The 21168-nt window shown below is 55.5% G+C and carries 21 protein-coding genes; 10 read left to right on the forward strand and 11 right to left on the reverse strand.

What is annotated here, in order from left to right:
- The first annotated feature begins 54 nt into the window (after window positions 1-54).
- The 3 genes from C1N84_RS20510 to C1N84_RS20520 all read left to right on the forward strand — a co-directional run bounded on the left by C1N84_RS20510 (window position 55) and on the right by C1N84_RS20520 (window position 2060).
- The gene (locus C1N84_RS20510) at window positions 55-675 is read left to right on the forward strand and encodes a LysE family translocator (RefSeq protein WP_104093487.1); all 621 of its coding nucleotides are present in this window, start codon (window positions 55-57) and stop codon (window positions 673-675) included.
- A 194-nt stretch (window positions 676-869) separates the two neighbouring features.
- Window positions 870-1412 (forward strand): GNAT family N-acetyltransferase, encoded by a 543-nt coding sequence (locus C1N84_RS20515; protein ID WP_104093486.1) that lies wholly within the window; start codon window positions 870-872, stop codon window positions 1410-1412.
- Window positions 1413-1823: 411 nt separating this feature from the next.
- Window positions 1824-2060, forward strand: a complete 237-nt coding sequence (locus tag C1N84_RS20520) for a hypothetical protein (protein WP_072208584.1) — start codon at window positions 1824-1826, stop codon at window positions 2058-2060.
- A 153-nt stretch (window positions 2061-2213) separates the two neighbouring features.
- Here the strand turns inward: C1N84_RS20520 and C1N84_RS20525 are convergent, their stop codons facing one another.
- Window positions 2214-2963, reverse strand: a complete 750-nt coding sequence (locus C1N84_RS20525; protein ID WP_104093484.1) for a DeoR/GlpR family DNA-binding transcription regulator — start codon at window positions 2961-2963, stop codon at window positions 2214-2216.
- A gap of 80 nt (window positions 2964-3043) precedes the next feature.
- Here C1N84_RS20525 and C1N84_RS20530 point away from each other — a divergent pair, with 80 nt between their 5' ends.
- From C1N84_RS20530 to C1N84_RS20550, 5 genes are all read left to right on the forward strand, one after another.
- Window positions 3044-3637: an NUDIX domain-containing protein gene (locus tag C1N84_RS20530; RefSeq protein ID WP_021508782.1), complete on the forward strand. Its 594-nt coding sequence runs from the start codon at window positions 3044-3046 to the stop codon at window positions 3635-3637.
- On the forward strand, window positions 3631-3984 hold the full coding sequence (locus tag C1N84_RS20535; protein WP_104093483.1) for an NUDIX hydrolase: 354 nt from the start codon (window positions 3631-3633) through the stop codon (window positions 3982-3984). Before C1N84_RS20530 ends, C1N84_RS20535 begins: the two co-directional genes overlap by 7 nt.
- A gap of 229 nt (window positions 3985-4213) precedes the next feature.
- Window positions 4214-4909, forward strand: a complete 696-nt coding sequence (locus C1N84_RS20540) for a DJ-1/PfpI family protein (protein ID WP_136546607.1) — start codon at window positions 4214-4216, stop codon at window positions 4907-4909.
- A 193-nt stretch (window positions 4910-5102) separates the two neighbouring features.
- Window positions 5103-5414, forward strand: a complete 312-nt coding sequence (locus C1N84_RS20545; RefSeq protein WP_088517478.1) for a hypothetical protein — start codon at window positions 5103-5105, stop codon at window positions 5412-5414.
- A gap of 285 nt (window positions 5415-5699) precedes the next feature.
- Window positions 5700-6194 (forward strand): anti-virulence regulator CigR family protein, encoded by a 495-nt coding sequence (locus tag C1N84_RS20550; RefSeq protein ID WP_104093634.1) that lies wholly within the window; start codon window positions 5700-5702, stop codon window positions 6192-6194.
- Between the two features lie 203 nt (window positions 6195-6397).
- On the opposite strand, the gene C1N84_RS20555 is transcribed toward C1N84_RS20550, so the two are convergent.
- The gene (locus C1N84_RS20555; protein WP_264444318.1) at window positions 6398-7531 is read right to left on the reverse strand and encodes a glutathione-independent formaldehyde dehydrogenase; all 1134 of its coding nucleotides are present in this window, start codon (window positions 7529-7531) and stop codon (window positions 6398-6400) included.
- A gap of 372 nt (window positions 7532-7903) precedes the next feature.
- Entirely contained in the window at window positions 7904-8437 is a 534-nt protein-coding gene (locus C1N84_RS20560; protein ID WP_021508788.1) for a hypothetical protein, read from the reverse strand.
- A 375-nt stretch (window positions 8438-8812) separates the two neighbouring features.
- On the opposite strand from C1N84_RS20560, the gene C1N84_RS20565 reads away from it, so the two are divergent.
- Window positions 8813-9322, forward strand: coding sequence for an AAA family ATPase (locus C1N84_RS20565; RefSeq protein ID WP_264444316.1), 510 nt, complete (start codon window positions 8813-8815; stop codon window positions 9320-9322).
- A 102-nt stretch (window positions 9323-9424) separates the two neighbouring features.
- Here the strand turns inward: C1N84_RS20565 and C1N84_RS20570 are convergent, their stop codons facing one another.
- The 8 genes from C1N84_RS20570 to ssuD form a co-directional block, all read right to left on the reverse strand.
- A complete protein-coding gene (locus C1N84_RS20570; RefSeq protein WP_264444314.1) occupies window positions 9425-10639 on the reverse strand; it encodes an acyl-CoA dehydrogenase family protein in 1215 nt (404 codons plus the stop codon).
- A gap of 3 nt (window positions 10640-10642) precedes the next feature.
- Window positions 10643-12076: an MFS transporter gene (locus C1N84_RS20575; protein WP_152390888.1), complete on the reverse strand. Its 1434-nt coding sequence runs from the start codon at window positions 12074-12076 to the stop codon at window positions 10643-10645.
- 174 nt (window positions 12077-12250) lie between these two features.
- Complete coding sequence (locus C1N84_RS20580) at window positions 12251-13126, reverse strand: MetQ/NlpA family ABC transporter substrate-binding protein (protein WP_264444310.1); 876 nt, start codon at window positions 13124-13126, stop codon at window positions 12251-12253.
- Window positions 13123-13821, reverse strand: a complete 699-nt coding sequence (locus tag C1N84_RS20585) for a methionine ABC transporter permease (protein WP_104093475.1) — start codon at window positions 13819-13821, stop codon at window positions 13123-13125. Before C1N84_RS20585 ends, C1N84_RS20580 begins: the two co-directional genes overlap by 4 nt.
- Window positions 13818-14837, reverse strand: coding sequence for a methionine ABC transporter ATP-binding protein (locus C1N84_RS20590; RefSeq protein WP_264444307.1), 1020 nt, complete (start codon window positions 14835-14837; stop codon window positions 13818-13820). Before C1N84_RS20590 ends, C1N84_RS20585 begins: the two co-directional genes overlap by 4 nt.
- Window positions 14834-16228, reverse strand: a complete 1395-nt coding sequence (locus C1N84_RS20595; RefSeq protein WP_264444305.1) for an LLM class flavin-dependent oxidoreductase — start codon at window positions 16226-16228, stop codon at window positions 14834-14836. Before C1N84_RS20595 ends, C1N84_RS20590 begins: the two co-directional genes overlap by 4 nt.
- A gap of 74 nt (window positions 16229-16302) precedes the next feature.
- On the reverse strand, window positions 16303-17709 hold the full coding sequence (locus C1N84_RS20600) for an FAD/NAD(P)-binding protein (RefSeq protein ID WP_211724495.1): 1407 nt from the start codon (window positions 17707-17709) through the stop codon (window positions 16303-16305).
- A gap of 14 nt (window positions 17710-17723) precedes the next feature.
- Window positions 17724-18899 carry an FMNH2-dependent alkanesulfonate monooxygenase gene (gene ssuD, locus C1N84_RS20605; RefSeq protein WP_058758931.1) on the reverse strand — a complete coding sequence of 392 codons (1176 nt, stop codon included), beginning with the start codon at window positions 18897-18899 and terminating at the stop codon, window positions 17724-17726.
- A 272-nt stretch (window positions 18900-19171) separates the two neighbouring features.
- Here ssuD and C1N84_RS20610 point away from each other — a divergent pair, with 272 nt between their 5' ends.
- Window positions 19172-21103: a sigma-54-dependent Fis family transcriptional regulator gene (locus C1N84_RS20610; RefSeq protein WP_211724496.1), complete on the forward strand. Its 1932-nt coding sequence runs from the start codon at window positions 19172-19174 to the stop codon at window positions 21101-21103.
- Window positions 21104-21168: the final 65 nt, after the last annotated feature.

A 21168-nucleotide genomic window follows, 5' to 3' on the forward strand; every position in this document is an offset into this window, starting at 1 on the left:
TAGATTGATTACAGGGAACTAAATGATTAACATCTGCTCTTTCGGACAAAGAAAATGACTGTTAACGATTCTCTCTTCGCATTCTCTCTCGCAGCATTGTTACTTACCCTGACCCCCGGCCTCGATACGGCACTTATTTTGCGCACTGCTTGTGCAGAGGGCGGCAAAAAGGCTTTTCACGCTGCGCTTGGCATTGATGCTGGCTGTTTTTTATGGGGGGCGTTGGTCGCATTAGGCCTTGGTGCACTTCTGGTGGTTTCAGAAATGGCTTATACGGTGCTTAAAGTTTGTGGCGCGGTCTACCTGAGCTGGCTGGGTTTACAACTGCTGATACGTCCCCGATCATCTTTCAGTGATGGCGATGATGACAATGGTTTTCAGGGGAACTGGTTTATCAGAGGAATGTTGGGAAATGTGCTAAACCCTAAAATGGGCATTTTCTATGTCTCCTTTTTGCCGCAGTTCATACCTGCCGGTCACTCTCCTTTGATATGGACTTTTATCCTGGTCAGCATCCACGTGGCGATTGGGACTATATGGTCAGTCACACTCATTTTAAGCACGCATTTTGCGTCAGCTATTTTGAAGAAAAATCGCGTTGTCCAGATGATGGACAGAGCAACAGGGGGCTTATTTTTATGCTTCGCGGCTAAACTTGCTATGAGCACAAGATAGCTGGCAGGACTGGCTGAAAACGTCCGCTTCTGGCACAAAGCGGACGTCAGCAACCGCATCATACGGTCCCTACAGAGAAACCGGGTAGACAGCTTTTGATATCAGTGCTGAAAGGTTTCAAAGAAATGCTTCTCAGCCTATGTCTCACATATTAATGTGTTTAAACAAATCACTTACATGGAATGAAGAGAGTAATGTACTGGGAGTCAGAAAGGCTGCTTTACAGACCAGTAGTAATGTCCGATCTGGATGCGCTGTTTGGCATTTACGGTGACATCAGAACTCACGCGTTTAACCCGAGGGGTCCACATCGGGACATTGAGCATAGTCGTAATGTTATCCTGCAGCGAACCGCAGATCGTGAGCGTTATGGGTTTGACGACTGGGCTGTTTCTGAAAAGGCGGATCCAGAAAGGATCATTGGCTTTGGAGGTGTATTTGTCAGTCAGTTCAATGGCCGACAAACGAATAATTTGGGCTACCGGTTTGAACCAGAATCATGGGGGAAAGGTTATGCAACCGAGCTTGCCTGTCGCGCTTTAATATATGCATTCGACGAGCTAAAACTTCCTGAAATTGTCGGAGTTACACGCGAAAATCATATCGCCTCTCGCCGCGTTCTTGAAAAAGCAGGTCTGTTGTTTAACCAAAGGATAGACAATCCTGAGGACCCACCGGCTAACCTGATGTTCACTCTGACTCTCGAGCAATGGAAAAGGTTAAAACGACAGCCTTGATGCATGGTTACATCTTTTGACTACATAATGTTAAGTCCACTATGAGCTAAGAACGTACATCGATTTTTGAGAAGGATAACTGTTATGATAAATTCTGACGTAAAGACATTCAATTGATAGAAATCGGTGAAGGTAATAAAAGGGAGGTGTAATGTTCGTCCCGGATTTTATTAATGAAGTTCATGGAGAGTTTATACTTGTAGCCAGCCACAGCCTGGCATCTCCGGAATCAATAAAACTCAGTATTGCGTATAATATTGCCAGAATATCCTATGGACTATCGCAACTTCCATCGCACATTCAAACTTGTCGGGTCGTCTATGATATCAGAGGACAATCGATCTCCGACCTGGTCCTGGCCCAGATTAAAGAAGCATTCGAGCAGGTAGCAATTGTGGAGTTTAAATTCTGATGGGACTTCAGTTAATTGTAAAAGCTGATCTTAAGAAGATAGAAAAATCTTTGGGCTCACTGACATCAGGTTGTGAAATATTCGCTATTGCTGAAGGCCTTTTCGGCATTTCAATTCCAGAGCGAACTCTCTCATCCGTAGGTGAAGATGTCGTTCTACACAAACTTGAACAACTCAAGCGTTTTGACCTTTGGCAGGGGGCCTGGCAAGAGCCAAAACGGCGTTGGCTCTGGTGAGTTTCAGCTTTGAGCGATCTGCGGATATTACTGACAACGCGGTGTATCAATCTTTTGGGGCAGGTCACGGACATTCACAGCTTTGCCATGCAGGTCATGCACAATCACGAACCGATCTGTTTCGCAGATGCGTCAAAAAGGCAGCGTAGAACACTACAACAGCGAGACATGCTTCTGCTTTAAAGCCATGCGCAGCTCTTTATCAGGTTCGCCATCGACAATCAGCGCACTGGCCAGATCCAGATCCCCAATCGCGAAGGCGGAGGCGGAATTGAGTTTCTCTTTTGACACCATGACAACGGTCTCGGCGGCTCTCCCCGCCAGCGCGCGCTTTATGCCGGCCTCTTCATAGTTGCCGGTCGTGAGGCCGGCGGTTTTATGCACGCCGGTAACGCCCATGAAAAACAGATCAGCATTAATACGCGCAGCCGCCTCATGGACAGCCGATCCCACCGCGACCACCGAGTGGCGATAGAGCAGCCCGCCCAGGGTTATCACTTCTACCCGCGGAAAATCCACCAGCGCAACCGCAATACCGGGGCTGTGGGTGATCGCCGTGAAAGCCAGGTCTGCTGGCAGCAACTGCACCAGTTCTGCGGTGGTGGTTCCGCCGTCAATAATCACTACCTGACCGGGTTGAATCAGCTTCACCGCCTTTTGCGCCACACACTGCTTGGAACTCATTTGCACGTTTTTGCGTTTCTCGAAGGATGCCAGCGCGGCTGACACCGGCAGCGCGCCGCCGTGCACGCGCTGTAACAGTCCTTCAGCGGCCAGCTCGCGCAAATCGCGGCGTATTGAGTCCTCGGATATGCCGAAACGCTGACTGAGCTCACCTGACATCACCTGATTTTCAGCCGCCAGAATCTTCAGAATCTGTTGTTTTCGCTGGCTTGATAGCATAATTACCCGCTCACGTTTTTTCTTGAATTTGCACGATTATGCATGATAGCGTCTGTTTTGTCATCTTCAGGAGGCAAGCTATGCAGCAGAAAATACGCAATATCCGTGAGCAGCTGTTGTCCGACAACTGGTACACCCTGAAAAAATACACCTTTGAATTGCAGCGCCGTGACGGCTCGTGGCAGAAGCAGCAACGTGAAGCGTATGACCGCGGTAATGGTGCCGTCGTGCTTCTCTATAATCGCCAAAAGCGCAGCGTGGTGCTGACCCGCCAGTTTCGCTTGCCGGTTTTCATTAATGGTCACCAAGGTTTTTTGATTGAAGCGGCTGCCGGGCTGCTCGATAACGCTTCGCCGGAAACCCGCATTGTCGCGGAGGCAGAAGAAGAAACCGGTTACCGGGTGCAGCATATTGAAAAAGTCATGGAAGCCTTTATGAGTCCGGGTTCGGTTACCGAGAAACTCTATTTCTTTATCGCCGAATATGCTGATGACGATCGCCAGAGCAAAGGCGGTGGCCTTGCCGATGAGGGCGAGGATATTGAAGTACTGGAATGGCCTTTGACTCAGGCCCTGAGCGCAATTCGCAGCGGGGAGATTATGGATGCGAAAACCATAATGTTACTGCAATACGTTGCCATGAATGTCCATTTTGAGGAGCCAATACCATGCTGATCCTGATTGCCGGCCCTGTGCGCAGCGGCACCGAAGGAGACCCGGCCTTAATTCACGCCAATATACAAAAATTAGATGAAGCCGCTCTGCAGGTTTATCACAGAGGGCATACGCCGGTGATTGGAGAATGGCTGGCATTACCTCTTGCCGCCGCCGCAGGTTCAAAGGCAATCGGTGATGAAATCAGTGAGGCTTATCTTTATCCGGTTGCACATCGGCTTATTCAACATTGCGACGCGATCTTACGTATGCCGGGCGCGTCGCACGGCGCCGATAACGATATACGGATTGGCAGAGAACGCGGGTTAAAAATTTATACTGACATAGATGAGATTCCGATCGGGTGATTATGCTTTCACTGGATGGCGACGATGCCAGCGCGGCCATTCAGGCTTATGGACATTTGGCTTGTCGCCGTCATTCAAACACGAGTATTTTTCGCGAATAAAACAAACTCATTGATGCTGGGGAAATATGCCACTATTGCTGATGGCGGTTTCTCTGCATCGTCTGTTGCAGTGATTCATAACTTACCGCAGCGATGTCGGCTGCTGGCACACAATGAAGGCATTATTTATGAGTGATTCTGCATCTACATCCATCGGTCTGCTGCTGTTCCCTGCGCTTACGCAGCTTGACCTGACCGGTCCGTTTGAAGTCTTTGCGCGGGCACCAGACACGAAAGTGCATCTCATCTGGAAAAATCTGGACCTTGTGGTGTCAGACCGGGGGATGGCGATTCAGCCAACCACCACGTTCGACGCGTGTCCCGCGCTGGATATAATATGTATTCCCGGCGGGCCGGGGCAGATAAACCTGATGGAGGATGAAGAAGTCCTGTCGTTTATCCGGGCTAAAAGTAAACAGGCGAAGCTGGTAACGTCAGTATGCACCGGATCGCTTGTGCTGGGCGCGGCCGGGCTTCTTGAGGGATATAAAGCGACGACGCACTGGGCTTCGCTGGATCAGCTGGCGCTATTGGGCGCAGAGCCAGTAAATGAGCGTGTTGTACGCGACCGCAACCGTATAACGGGCGCCGGTGTGACTTCAGGTATCGATTTTGCCCTCAGCGTCGTATCAGAGATGTTCGGACCGGATATCGCGCAAAACATTCAGCTGCATATGGAATATGACCCTGCCCCGCCCTTTGACTGTGGCTCGCCCCGCTCCGCATCTGAAGAACAGCTGAAAAAAGCTCAGCAACAGGTTGCGCCATTTATTGAAAAGCGGCGGCAGGCGACGCTGAAAGCCGCAGCCAGACTACAGAAATAACGGGCCGGCACGGAGCGGACTTCCCCACCGACGAATGCCTCGATGAGCGAAAAACGGACATACAGGTAAGAGTAAATAGGCTTCGGTCGTCATAAATTTATTTTGTATTAAACAACTCGTCCTTCAGAAATTACACCGTTAAGTGAATTGCGATGATAGGGTTACCTCCTTGCCACATTAAGAGGAAAGGCGAATGATTGTAAGAACCTGGCACGGTTGTGTTCCGCTTAAACACGCTGAAGATTTTGCGAAACACCTTGAGAAGACAGGTGTGGAACATTCACGAAGCATTGCCGGGAATATAGGCGCTTATGTGCGCAGAGAAACACAGGGTGACTGGGAGCATTTCTTTCTGGCAACTTACTGGAAGGATCTGCAGTCAGTAAAGACTTTCGCGGGAGAAAACTATCACGTGGCAGTGACGTATCCGGATGACGAACAATTTGAGTTACTTTCAGATCCATACGTTTTTCAGCACACCGTGGAAACCGTTTTACCGCTTTAGCCCCCTTTTCAGGGCGACTTAACGGTTGTCCTGATTCGTCTCTAAGTTGATTCGAAGCGTCAATGTCCGCTTTGCGCGACGAGCGGACATTTCTCTCAATAGTCACGAGCCGGCAGGTACCCCCCTGGATTCAGAGGCTAAGCAGTGGAATGCCCGCGTTCAGAGTGAGTCCCAGACATGTCCGGCTTATTACATTACTGATATTTCAGAAATGAGGTGATGGTTAAGATTGCCGCCTCGTTCTATATTTCAATCAGGCAACACATACTATTAAGGACATCAGTCATGCTCACGCAACGCACGCTCAAAACAACCTTTGCTCTGTTGATTGGTTTCGCCGTTTTTGTTGCACCGGCTTATGCAAACCCTGGCAATGGCAATGGCAATGGCAATGGCAATGGCAATGGCAATCACGGTAATAATGGCGCGCACGGAAATAAAGAGCAGGGTTACGCATCGTCGAAAAACGAACATGGACATCGCAAGAACGCCCGGCACCCCGATCATGTTCAATCTGATATCAGCTTCTCTCAGGCACGAGCGCTCGCCGTCAACTATGGTTTGGTAGGCTATCAATCTCTGCCACCGGGAATCGCTAAGAAAGTGGCGCGTGGGAAAGCATTGCCACCGGGTATTGCTAAGAAAAATTTGCCAGCATCCATGATAAATGCGCTGCCTTACTACCCCGGCTACGAGTGGCGCGCGGTTGGAGATGATTTAGTGCTTATTGCGTTGAGCACAGCAGTTGTGACCGCCGTGATTAACGGTGTGTTCAACTAACCCCAGTATGCAGATATCTGACGTCTTGCAGCTCAGTTCATGGCGCTTAACAGCGGGACTGCTTAAGCGCTTTATCGGGTTTGCGCTGATGTTTCATAAGCGTGGTAATGCCAGATATAGTCAGCCACAGACAGGCAGGCAGTTTTCGTTCTCCCTCTTCCCACCGCCTGAATGTGTCTTAGCTCTTGTGAGTTACTTGGCTTTCAGGGTTTCAGAATGACTTTTGTCCAGCCATTATCACGATCATCAAAATGCTTATAGCCATCGGCAGCGTCCGCCAGAGCGAGACGATGGGAGATGATCTGCGCCGGATTGGCCCTGCCCTGATGGATAAGCCTTGCGAGCTGGCGGTTGTACGCTTTGACATTACACTGACCGGTCTTGATTGACTGACCTTTGAACCAGAAATTCCCAAAATCGAATGGCACTTTACCCTCTTTGGCCAGGTCGGTCGCGCCTCCGGGATCCTGCGGAACAAAAACGCCGACCGCACCGATGCCGCCCGTGGCCTTAGTTGACGCGACAAGGCTGTTGAGCGTGGCAGAGTTATCCTCGTGGCCATGTTTATTGCAGCATTGATATCCCACACACTCGCAACCGCAATCCGTGCCGCGCCCGTCGGTTAACTCGAGAATTTTGTTTACTGCGTCATCGCCCACACCATTGATCGCTACTGCACCCAGTTGTTCGGCCAGCGCCAGTCTGTCCGGATGGGTATCAACCACAAACACCTGCGATGCGCCTTTGATCATGGCCGAGTGAGCAGCCATCAGGCCGACCGGGCCTGCGCCGTAAATCGCCACACTCTCTCCGGGGCGCAATCCTGCCAGTTCAGTGGCATGCCAGCCGGTGGGGAAGATGTCGGAAAGTAAAACGTAGTCTTCCTCTTTTTCCACCGCATCCGGCGGCAGCACCAGACAGTTAAAGTCAGCATAGGGCACACGCAGTAACTCCGCCTGGCCGCCATCCCACTCGCCCATTTCAGCAAAGCCATAGGCGGCACCGGCCGTACCCGGATTGGCCGTCAGGCAGTAGCCGGTTAACCCTTTCTCGCAATTTTCACAGAATCCGCAGCCGACATTAAAGGGCAGACAGACATAATCCCCGACTTTGACCCGCTCAACCGCGCTGCCGATTTCAATGACCTGCCCCAGATTTTCATGACCAAAGATGCGCCCCTGTTCGAAGCTGGTGCGTCCTTCGTACATATGCAGATCTGAACCGCAGATATTGGTGGTGGTAATACGGACAAGCACATCGGTAGGGCGAACGATTTTGGGATCCGGAACCTCTTTGACTGAAACGTCAAAAGGTCCGTTATAGACAACTGCTTTCATGGTGTTCTCCTCACGGGCATGATCAGTTATGAAGGCTGCGGCTGCGTGACGCTTTGCGGTCGCCACCCTCTCAGTGATGCTGCTTTTTCAATCAAACGGCTTGATTGAATGTGTAAGTGTAGAACAGCTCATGAAGTGGTCTGGCGGTATTAATATTATGTAACTCTATGAATTGTAAGCACCGTTTCGCTAAACGCACTTTATCTCCGTCTTCCTCCAGGCCCCTGGCGCACCACACCGCTACGCTGACTTAGCCTTGCGCTGAATCCCGTAACAGCTATTGTCCTCAACCTCTGCCTGGTTTGAGTACCACATGAAAAAGCCCACTCCAGGGTGGGCTTAAGCGTACACACGGTGACCAGCGTCATGCAATTAATCAAATATACCGGAGGGGCAGTAATTACCTTCCCAGCCAACTATCTTAGCGCCTGGATCCAGATCTCTCACCGATACGCTATCCCCGCCAAATTCTGAGCCAGTGACGACGATATCGTAATCATGATTTGGCTGAGGAATGAATCTGGTGGAGACAGATCGTTCTGTATTTTGGTAGTAGCCCGGCTGAGTCCAGTAATGAATTATACTTATCAGTTGCCCCGGCTTGATAGTAAATTCATTAATGAAAACCCCCTTATTGTTACTTGATTCTGGCATTCCGATTTTTTTATTTCCTGAAACAGGAATACCGAGAATAGCCAGACCAGCCGTAACCCGGCGCTCTAAAACTTTTTTATAACAGCCACTCGGCTGTTTTTCGTAAAATTGCAGGGCTGTATTGCCCTCAGATGCAGCACGAACCCTGGCTGCATCTGAACCTTTATAGTCTTCCAGAGAAGGCCTAAACCCAGCCGAACATCCACTTAACAACGTTACTATTATTCCCGTAATAACCAGTTTTCCATACATGCGCATCTCCTTACGTTTCTGTCGCTCCTGTTTTTATCGGCCTGTGGGTGTGAAATCTTTAACAGATATTAAGCCAGCCATCCGGGGATAATCTGTCCCTGAGATACCTGTCTGACACCTAAATAATGTCCGCTCCTGGCACCAAACGGCCCTCCCCCCTGCGAACTCCGTTATCAACAACACGCTGCCATCACAGCTAAAGCAAAGCATCAGGTGATTATTGAGACTTAACCTGTTAGTTTAAAACGATGAAAACTTGCTCAGCCCTGTCTTCCGCAATCATTATTATCACCTTGCACGTTCAGGTGGGATAACGTTTGCCATTTTCCCGCCGGTAAGGCGGGCCTTACCGGTAATCAACCAGTGAGGTCAGCCATGAACACCACCGATGTCGCATCACCTGAAAAAGCCACGCTTCACCTGTTATGTGGAAAAATTGCGTCGGGTAAATCTACGTTATCCGCAAAATTAGGCGCTGCACCACATACTCTCATTATCAGTGAGGATCGCTGGCTTGCAGCGCTCTATGCCGATGAAATGCACACGGTCGCGGATTACGTGCAGTATTCCTCTAAGCTCAGAAATGCCATGAAACCGCATCTGGTGTCATTACTTAACGCGGGGATGTCGGTAGTGCTGGATTTTCCGGCTAATACACCCGCCAGTCGTGAATGGATGATGAGTATCATTAAAGCATCAGGTGCTGCTAACCACCTGCATTTCCTTAACGTCCCTGATGAGGTGTGTAAGAGCCGATTACGTGCCCGTAACGCAGCTGGCACCCACGATTTTGCCGCTTCAGATAAACAGTTTGAAATCATAAGCCGTTATTTCTCAGCGCCAGCGGCTGATGAAGGTTTCAATATTATTGAATACCGCTCTTAAGCCGCCGGGTTGCGGCTTATGACGTGCTAATTCCATGACGCAGCCGGATTATGCGCCATTAAACGGCGCCCGATAACGGCGCCGTTTGTTCATCAAGGCTGGTTACCCCTCTCCCCTGCCGATTTGCCAGATGCCGGTTGGCGGCGTGCCGTTGACTTTCCAGTCACCGATGTCGCGCGCTTTGTAGATTACCGGGTTATGCGACGAGACGGTGCGCGCATTGCGCCAGTGACGATCCAGCGCTTTGCTGACGCGCGTATCCGACGCGCCAAGCGCATTAAACAATTCGGTGGCAGCACGCGGCACCAGCTCGCTGGCGATCACCTGCGCCTGTCCGGCCTCGGCTTCCGCCAGGTTGTTGATGGCGGCGATGGCCGCTTCATCGGCACTGACGTGCGCTTCATACGCTGATTGCAGTGAATGGGTAGCGCGAATCACTGTGGCTTCGACGGCAAATGCCAGACTGGTGATCTCGCCCACCACCTGCAGCACCTGCGCATCCTGCCGCGAGGCAGCTCCGTTGCCGTGACTGTAAACGCGGTTTCGTGCGGCAACGGCTGCCGCGCCGTCCCGCGCCACCGCGCGCGCAATGCCCGCCAGCGTCGCCAGCAACACATGCTGGTAATACGCGGTCTGATAACGGAAGCGCGTGGCAAAATCATACACGTGCTGCGTCTCCACATGCGCGTGCTCGAAGCGCGTCGTGCCGCTGCCGGTCAGGCGCTGGCCAAATCCGTCCCAGTCATCTTCACGCGTGACGCCCGGCTGATGCGTATTAACCAGCGCGATCACGTCACCCTGATTGTCATCGCGGCGTGCGTAAACGTCTATCCAGTCGGCGAACAGCGCACCGGTGCTGTAAAACTTCTCGCCATTTAGCGTCCAGCCATTGGCGGCAGGCGTAACGCGGGTGATCACGTCGCCCAGCCTGACGTTGCCAATCTCCGTCCAGCCGCTGCCCACCAGCTCGCCATCAACAAAACGGCGAAACCACGCATCGCGCTCCACATTGTCCGGCTGGTTGAGCCGGTCCTCGACAAAAGCAAAGTGCGCGCGTAGCGCCTGCGGCAGGTTGGAATCCGCTTCCGCCAGCTCAGTCAACAGCTGAAACAGCTGCGGCAGCGAGGCGCCCCAGCCACCTTTTTGCTGTGGAATACGCACCGTGCCAAAGCCGGCCTCCTTCAGCCACTGCAGTGGTTCATAAGGCAAGGTACGCGTACGCTCGCGTTCCGCCGCGCCCGCCGCGATGCGGGCAAACAGCGGTCGGAAGTGCGCCGCCAGCGTGTCATAGTCAGTACCGGTAGAGAGAATGCTCATGTTTTACTCCTGAGGGGAAAGGTCGTCGATGTCGTGGCGGGTCGGTTCGTGACGCACCGCCAGCAGGAAAAAGATCGGAATGATGGCGGCCAGCGATACCACCCAGAACATGTTGGTGCCGAGCGCCGCCTGCAGAATTGGCAGAATGAACAGCGCCAGCGCACTGCCGATGCCCGACAGCGCACGACTAAAGCCGACACCGGTCGCGCGAATCGAGGTAGGATACGAGAGCGCCGGATAGACCATCAGCTGCGCGCCCGGGCCAAAGCCTTCAGCGAACAGCCACAGCCCGAGCATCAGCACCGCGAATACGATGCCCACTAGCGCCTGCGGGTGGCCAATCAACGCCAGCGCTACCAGCGCCAAAAACTGCAGCGCAAAGCCAGCGATCGCCACGTGGCGTGACGGATATTTCCACGCCAGGCGCATCCCCAGCAGCCCGCCGGTAAAGGCAAACAGCGCGTTCAGCCCCAGCGAAGCTGAGATAGTCTCGAACACACCGGCACCAAGAAATTGCGCCAGTATCGACGGCAGGAAGAAGGCGATGGCGGTGTACTCAAACGAAATACAGATATTCATTACGCCGGCAACGATGGTGCGTTCACGCCACGGCTTCTGGAACAGTACGCGAAAACTCACCTTCGGCGCCGCCGCCGCGGGTGGCGTTTCTGGTTCTGCTTCGTGTGCATGAATACCGTACGAATCACGCAGGATACGCACCGCCGAGGTCAGATCGCCCTGATTCGCGGCCCACAACGGTGATTCATTCATGAACTTACTGCGCACCGCGATGATCAACAGCGCAGGTACCGCGCCAAACAGCAGCGAGGCGCGCCACAGCCAGTCGAGATGATCTTTAGGCAGCAGAAAATAGAGGCCAAAAATCAGCAGGAAACACACAGTGGAAGCCGCATACCACATCGGGCACCAGGCCGCGAGCCGTGCGGCTTTGTTGCCTTTGCCGGCAAATTTAGAAAATTCCGCCAGATAAGACATCGCCACCGGCAGATCGATGCCTACGCCAATGCCCATCAGGAAGCGCGCGCCAATCAGCACCCAGACGTTGGGTGCTAAGCCCGCCGCAATCGCCGATACGACAAAAAACAGCATGTCGGCCATGAACACCGAATAGCGGCCGTACTTATCCGTCAGCCAGCCACCAATCAGGTTGCCGACGATGGTGCCGACCATGATGGATGAAGTGACCAGCCCGGTGGTGAACGGCGATAGCTGGAACTCGCGCACCACGTCATCGATGCCGTACGACAGTGTGGTCAGGTCGTAGGCGTCGAGGAACACGCCACCCAACGCGAGAAACACAATCATGCGCGCATAGTTGTTTTTGCTACTGCGGGTGTTGATCAGCCTTGCCACATCACTGACCGAACGTACCGGTTGCGAAGCCGGCAAGGTGTTTTCTAAAGGAAGAGTACTCATAACGCCTCACGTCTGTTTTTGTTGTGCAGGTGAGGTGGTTATAAGCGCTTTATGCAGGGAACCAAAGCAACAATATTTGCTATTAATTACAATATAATCAATAAGATAACAAAGACACCAACACTAAAACCCGGACGCGCAATGCGGGTCCGGGTAGCGTATTCGGCAGTAAAGTTATTCAGCAGAAACCGGCACCAGTACGCCTTTGACCAGCGGGTCATCGGTGGTTTTTAGCCACTGCTGCACGCGCGGATCGGCAAAAGCCTGCCTGAGTTTGACGATGTTCTCCTGCTCCAGGTAAGGCGTACCAATCACCAGCTGCGAGGCAAAGGTGCGCGGCGCGGGCGGGAACAGAATACCTTTGTCACGCGGGACTTTACCGGCGTCAAACTGCGACACATAACCAATCGCCGCATCGACCGAATTGAGCGCCCGCGGCATGGTCAGCAGATCCAGCTCTTTGAACACGAAACCGTGCGGATTACCGACAATGTTTTTCAGTTTGGCGGTGCGCGGTTCTACCGTTGGATCGAGGGTGATCAATCCCTGACGCGCCAGCAGCCAGAGCGCCTGGCCCTGATTCGCCCCATCGTCGGGCACCACAATGGTTGCGCCCTGCGGCAGATCCGCCACCGAGTGGTAACGATCGGAGTAAATACCAAAGGCCCACTGGAACAGAGGCAGGCTGGAAGTGAGCTGGAAGCCGTTAGCATCGACCACCTGCTTCAGCCACCACTGATGCTGATAGACCGTCGCAGCATACTGCCCTTCTGCTACCGCACGGTCCGCCTGCACCGGATCCTGCACACCGACCGCCTCCAGCTTCAGGCCGTAGTCCGGCGCGATATGCTCACCCACATAGTCGATCAGCTTCTGTTCCCCGGCCATTGCCGGCTCATAATGCACTTTCAGCATGGTGCCAAACACCACCGCCTGCGGCTGCTGGCTGCGCCACAACCAGCCAGCGACGGCCAGCAAAATGACCACTATAATCAGCAGCAGCCACGGCCAGCGGCGTGTTTTACGTAACTCAAATTCTTGTGTTGTCATAACGATGTCCCCTGAGGATGGCGCAAGGCCGCAACCAGCCGGTCGCCGAAAAATTGAATGGTCTGAATCAGTGCAATTAACACCACGATGGTGGCGATCATGATGTGGTTATCGAACCGCTGATAGCCATACACCACCGCCAGGTAGCCAATGCCGCCAGCGCCAATGGTGCCGGCGATGGCCGAGTACTCAATCATGGAGATCAGGTTGAGCGTGATAGCTGCGACAATCGCCGGCAGCGCTTCACTCAGCTGGGCGGAGCGGATGATCTGCCAGCGCGAACCGCCGCACACCAGCCCCACGGCGGTAACTTCTCCGGGCAGCTCGCGTAATGCGTTGTCGACCAGGCGGCCAAAGAAAGGAATACCGGCGGCGATCATCGGTACCACCGCCGCCGGAATGCCGATGGTGGTGCCGGTGAGCCAGAAGGTAAACGGAATGATGGCCGCCATCAGCACCAGAAACGGTAACGAGCGCCCCATATTGACGATCCAGCTCAGCACCCGATGCACACCGCGCTGCGGAAACAGGCCGCGCGGCGAGGTGTTAAACAGCACCACGCCGACCACGCCACCGAGGCTCACCACAAACAGCATCACGATGCCGACCATCAGCGCGGTTTCACCCAGCGCCGGCAGCATCAGTGCCGGAATTTCAGGCCAGGGCGTGTCCTGGCTTATCACGGATACGCTCATACCGCCTCCCGTAACGGCGGCACGCTGACAGCAACGCTGGCCGCCAGGCCATACTGCTCCAGCTGCGTCAGCAACCGTGCCAGCGGCACCTGCTCCTGCTGAAAATGAATGCCCACCTGCAACCGTCCGGCCTGGACGCCATTGACCCGCTCGACATGCGCACCCAGCAGATCCACCTTTAAAGCGAACTGCTGGCTGATGCGCGAAATCCAGTCGCTGGCCACCGCGACATCGGTACGGTAGCTAAGCTGCAGCACCAGTCCGGCATCACTGACTTGTGCCGTCAGCGGCAGCAGCCGCTGGCCGAGCACGCTGTCCGGCTGTGCCAGCAGCGCACTGACGGTGCCATACTGCACTATCTCTCCATCGCGAATCTCGGCAACCGCATCCGCCGCCTGACGTACGGCATCCATTTCGTGGGTGATCAGCACGATTGCCAGCCGGTAGTCGTCACGCATTTTTTTCAGCAGCTCAAGGATGGTGGCCGTCGCTTCCGGATCGAGACCGGAGGTGGCTTCGTCGGCCAGCAGTACAGAGGGACGCAGCGCCAGCGCGCGGGCAATACCGATGCGCTGCCGCTGCCCACCGGAGAGCTGGGCGGGAAAGGCGCTGGCTTTGTGGCTCAGCCCGACACTCTCCAGCAGCTCGCCGACGCGGGCGCGGATATCGCGCTCGACCACGCCAAGATAGCGCAGCGGCAGCGCGATATTTTCCCAGGCACTTTTACGCTGCAGCAGCGCGGAAGACTGAAATACCGTGCCGATGGCGCGACGCGCGCGGCGCAGCGCTTCGCCATCCAGCCGGGATAAATCGCTGCCGTTAACCCGGATGCTGCCGCCGCTCGGCTGCTCCAGCAGGCTGATGCATTTCGCCAGCGTAGATTTTCCGGCACCGCTCGGTCCGACCACCGCGGTGATGCTGGCTTCCGGCACCTGCAGCGTGATGTTTTTCAGCACTTCAGTGACGCGACCGTCCGGCGCACGGTAGTGCTTGCTCAGGCGCTCGATTTCGATCATATGACCTCCTGCTGCTGCGCGCTGCGTACGCGATAGCCAGCACCCGGATGCGGCGCGCTGAGCTGCGCCCCGGCGGCAAACAGCTTTTCGCGTAGCGTGCCCGCGGCGTAATCCTGTTTGTAAACGCCGCGTTTTTGCAGCTCCGGAATCAGGAGCTCGACCACATCCTCAAAGGTTTCATGGGTCAGCGCATACGCCAGGTTGAAACCATCCACGTCGGTCTCCTCTACCCAGCTCTGCAACTCATCCGCCACCGTTGCCGCACTGCCCACCAGCAGCGGGCCAAAACCGCCGATGCCCACCCAGTCGGCCAGCGCTTTCACCGTCCATTGACGATCGGGATCGGCAGTAGAGAAGGTTTCAACCGCTGACTGAATGGCGTTGGTGTGCAGGTATTTCAGCACCTGGTCCGGCTGATATTGTCCAAAGTCGATGCCGGTCCAGCCAGAAACCAGCGCCAGCGCGCCTTCGTAGCTGACCCAGTTTTTATACTCCTGCCACTTCGCCTGCGCCGCCCGATCGGTTTCACCAACAATCACCGTCTGCAGGTTGAAGATCAAAATACTGCGCGGATCGCGACCGGCTTCGGCTGCACGACACCGGATGTCGGCCACGGTTTTCTTTAACAGCACTTTGGACGGCGCGGCGACAAACACACATTCTGCGTGCTCAGCGGCAAACTGTTTGCCGCGGCTCGATGCACCAGCCTGATACAGCACCGGCGTGCGCTGCGGCGAGGGTTCACACAGATGGATGCCCGGTACGTTGAAGAAGGTACCCTGATGGTTAATCGGATGGATTTTGCCGGGATCGCTGAAAATACGACGCTGACGATCGCGCAGCACCGCATCCTGCTCCCAGCTGCCTTCCAGCAGTTTATAGACCACCTGCAGGTACTCATCGGCATAGTCATACCGGCTGTCATGATCGGTTTGCGCTTTATGACCAATGTTGCGCGCGCCGCTCTCCAGATAGGAGGTAACGATGTTCCAGCCAATGCGGCCTTTGGTCAGATGGTCCAGCGTCGACAAACGGCGCGCGAACGGATAAGGATGCTCAAACGACAGCGAGGCCGTTAAGCCGAAACCGAGATGCTCTGTGACCAGCGCCATCGGCGTAATCAACGCCAGCGGATCGTTCACCGGCACCTGAGTGGCCTGGCGTATCGCCGCGTCACCGTTGCCGTTCAGCACATCGTAAATGCCGAGCACATCGGCTATGAACAGGCCGTCAAACTTGCCGCGCTCCAGCAGGCGCGCCAAATCAACCCAGTATTCCAGATCTTTATACTGCCATGAGCGGTCACGGGGATGGGCCCAGAGTCCGGGCGACTGGTGACCGACACAGTTCATATCAAAGGCATTCAGGCGTATTTCGCGTTGCGATGGCATAGCAATCTCCATAGCGAGGCCGTGATCGTGCAGCGACCCGGCGTTCGTCAGTTAATTTTCAGGATGTTGAGTATTCAGGAGGCGGAAGGGGGACATCGCTCAGCGTGAGCGACAGGCAATACCTTAAGAATTTCATCCGCTACGGCGGCCGCGTGATCGGCCACCTGCGGCAACCCCATCAGCTCGCCAAAGCGGGCGCGCGCCGCCGGGCCCACGACAAACAGGCGTGCGTTGGGCTGGCCGTGCCGGTTGAGGGTGCGCGAGTGGTGATCCACATCAATGCCGAAGCCGAGCGCATCGGCGCGGATCAGGCCCTGCTCACTGAGCGATTGCAGCAGCGGCTGGCTGGTCGTCAGCGCTTCATGTCCCGGTCCGGTCGTGACAATTAGTTTATCCAGCAAATGGTTTTGCCGGGTGCCATCGCGCTGACGCAGGGTGATTTCCAGCTGCTGCGGGTGAGCGTGAATCGCCACGAGGCGAGCGGCCAATACCTGCAGGCTACCCTGCTGCTGTCGCCGGGCGATGACGGCGGCGACCTGTGGGGCAATGCGATAGCGATGCACATCCCACCATGAACGCAGATGACGCGCAAAGCGTCGCTGTTCAGGCAGCGGAAGTGATTGCCAGATGGCTTGTCCCTGCACACGCACCTCATCAAGCACGCGCTGCCACGGCAGCTGCTGCGCGGCAGCGCGAGCGACTTCATCACGAATATGCCGCAGCCAGCGACGCGCGCTGGGCTGAGGTTGCGCGGCCAGTGTCCACTCCGGCCATTCGCCGCTGAGATTGGCGCGTGACAGTTGTCCGCGCCGTGAGAACGCCAGCAGCGGCCCCTGATGCTGACGCGTCGCCAGCGAAGCCACCACGTCAGCCATGCTCAGGCCGGTGCCGACAATCGCCACTGATGCGTCAGGCTCAACGCTATCCAGCACGCCTGGCTGCCACGGGTTGGCAATCAGCGCCGGATGGTCGGCAAACGGCTGTAGCATGCGTGGCAGCGACGGCGGTGGATGGCTGATCGCCAGCGCCAGGATGTCGCCAGTCAGGGTTTCACCGTTACTCAACAGCAGTCGTTGCCCTTCCCACGCCAGCGCACGCGCCTGAACGTGACGCAGAGTGACATGTGGATGCGCCTCAGCGGCGGCGGCAAACTGCTGCGCCAGATAGCGGCCAAACAGCGCGCGCTGCGGATACACCGCGCCATCGGCACAGTGTGCTGCTGAATCCAGTGAACATTCCGGCTGCTGACGATACCAGCGATCAAAGGCGCCCTGCTCTTCTCCGCTGAGCTGCATACGCGCAGCCGGCACGTTGATACGGTGTGCCGGTTCCGGCGTGGAATAGGCAACACCGGCGCCGAGGCTGGCGCGCGGTTCGACCACTGTAATCAGTAGCGGCACGAGCGACGTGCGGGCGAGGTGGATCGCCAGCGCTGTGCCGCTGAAGCCCCCGCCGACAATAATGATGTGCGCTGTTGCCATCGCCTTCTCCTGCATCAGCTGGCGCTCGTCTGTTTCGCCGATGGGCGCTTATCGCCGCCGATGGTTTCACCAAACGGGCCAGTGTTAATGGTACGGGCGCGCTGCTGCTGACCGTGGGCCAGCGGTAACAGCGGCAGCAGCAATTCAGCCACGCGATGGGCCTCTTCCAGATGCGGATAGCCCGAAAGAATGAAGTTAGTCACGCCGAGCGCCTGGTATTCCCGAATGCGTTCAGCGACCTGCTGCGGGCTGCCTACCAGTGCAGTGCCGGCACCGCCGCGTACGAGTCCGACGCCTGCCCACAGATTCGGCGCAATGTAGAGGTTATCACGCGAACCGTTGTGCAGCGCACTCATGCGCGCCTGACCGGCGGAATCCATGCGGGCAAAAATCTTCTGCGCCTGAGCGATGGTATCGTCATCCAGATGGGCAATCAGTTTATCCGCCGCCGCTCGGGCTTCTTCTTCGGTTTCACGCACAATCACATGCAGGCGGATACCGTATTCGAGTTTCCGGCCGCGTGACTCAGCGCGCTCACGCACGACCGCCAGTTTTTCTGCTACCTGCGCCGGTGGCTCTCCCCAGGTGAGATAGGTGTCAATCTGCTGCGCCGCCACGTCGATCGCTGCCTCCGATGAGCCACCAAAGTAGAGCGGTGGACCGTTTTCCTGCACCGGTGGAAACAGCACCTCAGCGCCTTCAACCTGAATATGCTCGCCCTGATAATCCACTTTTTCGCCGCGCATCAGCCGGCTATACACATCCAGAAACTCGCGAGTCACTTCATAACGTTCACTGTGGTTGAGGAAGATGCCGTCGCCTTTGTTCTCCACCGGATCGCCGCCGGTGACCACGTTAATCAGCAGACGGCCTTCCGACAGACGATCCAGTGTGGTAGCCATGCGCGCTGCCAGCGTGGGTGGCTGTAACCCTGGCCGTACGGCGACCAGATAGCGCAGCCGGCGCGTCATTGGTGCCAGCGCGGAAGCCACCAGCCAGGAATCCTCACAGCTTTTCCCTGTCGGAATGAGGACGCCGTAAAAGCCCAGATTGTCGGCGGCCAGCGCGACCTGCTGTAAATAGGCTAAATCAACCGGGCGTCCTCCTTCTGTGGTACCCAGGTAACGGCCATCGCCGTGCGTCGGCAGGAACCAGAAGACATTTATGCTCTCGTGCGCAGAATCGGCCATTATGCTTATCCTATATAACTTTATGAAAAAACGTTCATTCTTAACTTTCTATTTGGTTATATAGGCCTAAGCGAAAAGCATGCCAGGTTTTAACGAAACAGAGATTGTGCATTTTCAGTCAGTTAGGTCATCAGAGCGCGTAATGTCTGTTGCAATTGCAACGCAACGCCAACAGCATTTGCTGCATATGCAACTGCTTATGCTTTTTTCCTGCTGTTCATTGCCACTTGCCGGGTTTAGCGTGATGGCAGACCTTTACAGGAGCCACCCTCATGCTGACACCTTACAATCAACCAGATTCACCTCGCCTGGTCGACCCGGCATCGCTGGCTTTCCAGTCGCTGCTGGATAAATTCGCACCCACCGACGCCACGGTACTGATTGTGGGCGAAACCGGCACCGGCAAAGAAGTGGTCGCCCGTTATCTGCATCACCACAGTCCACGCCGGCATGCCCCGTTTCTGGCCGTCAACTGCGGCGCTCTGACGGAAAGCCTGGCAGAAGCTGAATTGTTTGGACATGAGAAAGGTGCCTTTACCGGCGCGACTCAGGCGCACCCTGGCTGGTTTGAAGCGGCGCAGGGCGGCACGCTGCTGCTGGATGAGATAGGTGAACTGAGCCTGCCGCTGCAGGTTAAACTGCTGCGCGTCCTTCAGGAGCGTGAAATTACGCGCGTCGGTTCACGCAAGGCCATTAAAATAGACGTGCGCGTTATCGCCGCAACCCATGTCGATCTGGCGCAGGCAATTCGCGAACGGCGTTTTCGTGAAGATCTGTTTTATCGCCTGAATATCGCCGTTGTTCCCCTGCCACCGCTGCGCCAGCGTCGCGAGGACATCCCGCTGCTGGCACAGCATTTCCTCTCCCTGTACGCACGCCGACTTGGCCGTCCGGCGCGTCGCCTGTCGCCTGACGCGCTGGAAGCGCTGCGCGATTACAGCTGGCCCGGCAATATTCGTGAGCTGGAGAATACGCTGCACAATGCGGTGCTGCTCAGTCGCGATGAGACATTGACACCGACGCAACTGCGGCTGGCAGGTTACAGTGAACGCGCATACAGCGAAACGGACGATTCGACGCTGGATAGCTTCCTGCGCCAGCAGATTACGCGCGAACCGCAACAGCTGTTTGATCGGGTGATTCAGAGTCTGATCAGTAATGCACTGGAAATAGCGGACAACAATCAGACTCAGGCCGCCACGCTGCTGGGCATTAGCCGGCACACGCTGCGCACGCATCTGGCACAGATGGGCGTCATAAAAGGGCGGCGCAAGTCCGCCGTCATGGCCTTCGCGCACGCCAGCGGGGCCGCGCGCCCTGAACGCGAGTTGCGTATCGGCTATCAGAAATTTGGCAATCTTGGCGTGTTGAAAGCGCGCCAGACGCTGGAACAGTGCTTCAACCAGCAGGGTATCAGCGTGGTGTGGAGTGAATTCCCTGCCGGTCCGCAACTGTTGTATGCGCTGCAGAATAATGAGATTGATTTTGGCACCACCGGTGAGGTGCCGCCCATTTTCGCTCAGGCCAGTGGTAACGCCGTGACTTATATCGCCTGGGAGCCACCCGCGCCGGGCAGCGTTGGGATTGTGGTGCCACGCGACAGTACTATCCACAGCCTGGCAGATTTGCGGGGTAAGCGTATCTCGGTCAATAAAGGATCGAATGTTCACTGGCTGCTGTTGCAGCTGCTGGAGGAAGCCGGCATCGGTCTGGATGAAATTAAAGTGGTGTACACGCCGCCGAAATATCCGCTCACAGCCAGCGATTATCTGGCCGTCGATGCATGGATGATGTGGGATCCGCTGCTGAGTGCCGCAGAAAGCAACGCCGATTTGCGCGTGCTGGAGAAGGGCGAAGGCCGGGTGCGCAACCACCAGTTTTATCTGGCGCGCCATGATTATGTGCAGCAGCATGACGATATCGTGCAGCAGCTGGTAACGAGCCTGCAGCAAACCGGGACCTTTATCGATAATCATCGCCATGAAGCCGCCACTATGCTGGCGCAGGAACTGGGGCTGGAGTTCGCAGCCGTGGAACGTGCCTTATCCCGTCGCAGCCACCAGACGCGGGCCATGGTTTTCCACGTCATCAAAGAACAGCAAACTATCGCTGACCGCTTTTATGCGCTCGGTTTGATTCATAAACCGGTGCGCGTGCGTGATGCAGTGTGGCAGTCGCCCAGCCAGACGGCGCTTATGGCATAGGGGCTACAGTAAAAGTTATCCACGTTTTCTGTGGATAACACATTGAATATCGTCTGGCTAAATCC

The sequence above is a fragment of the Pantoea sp. SGAir0418 genome (assembly GCF_043529865.1).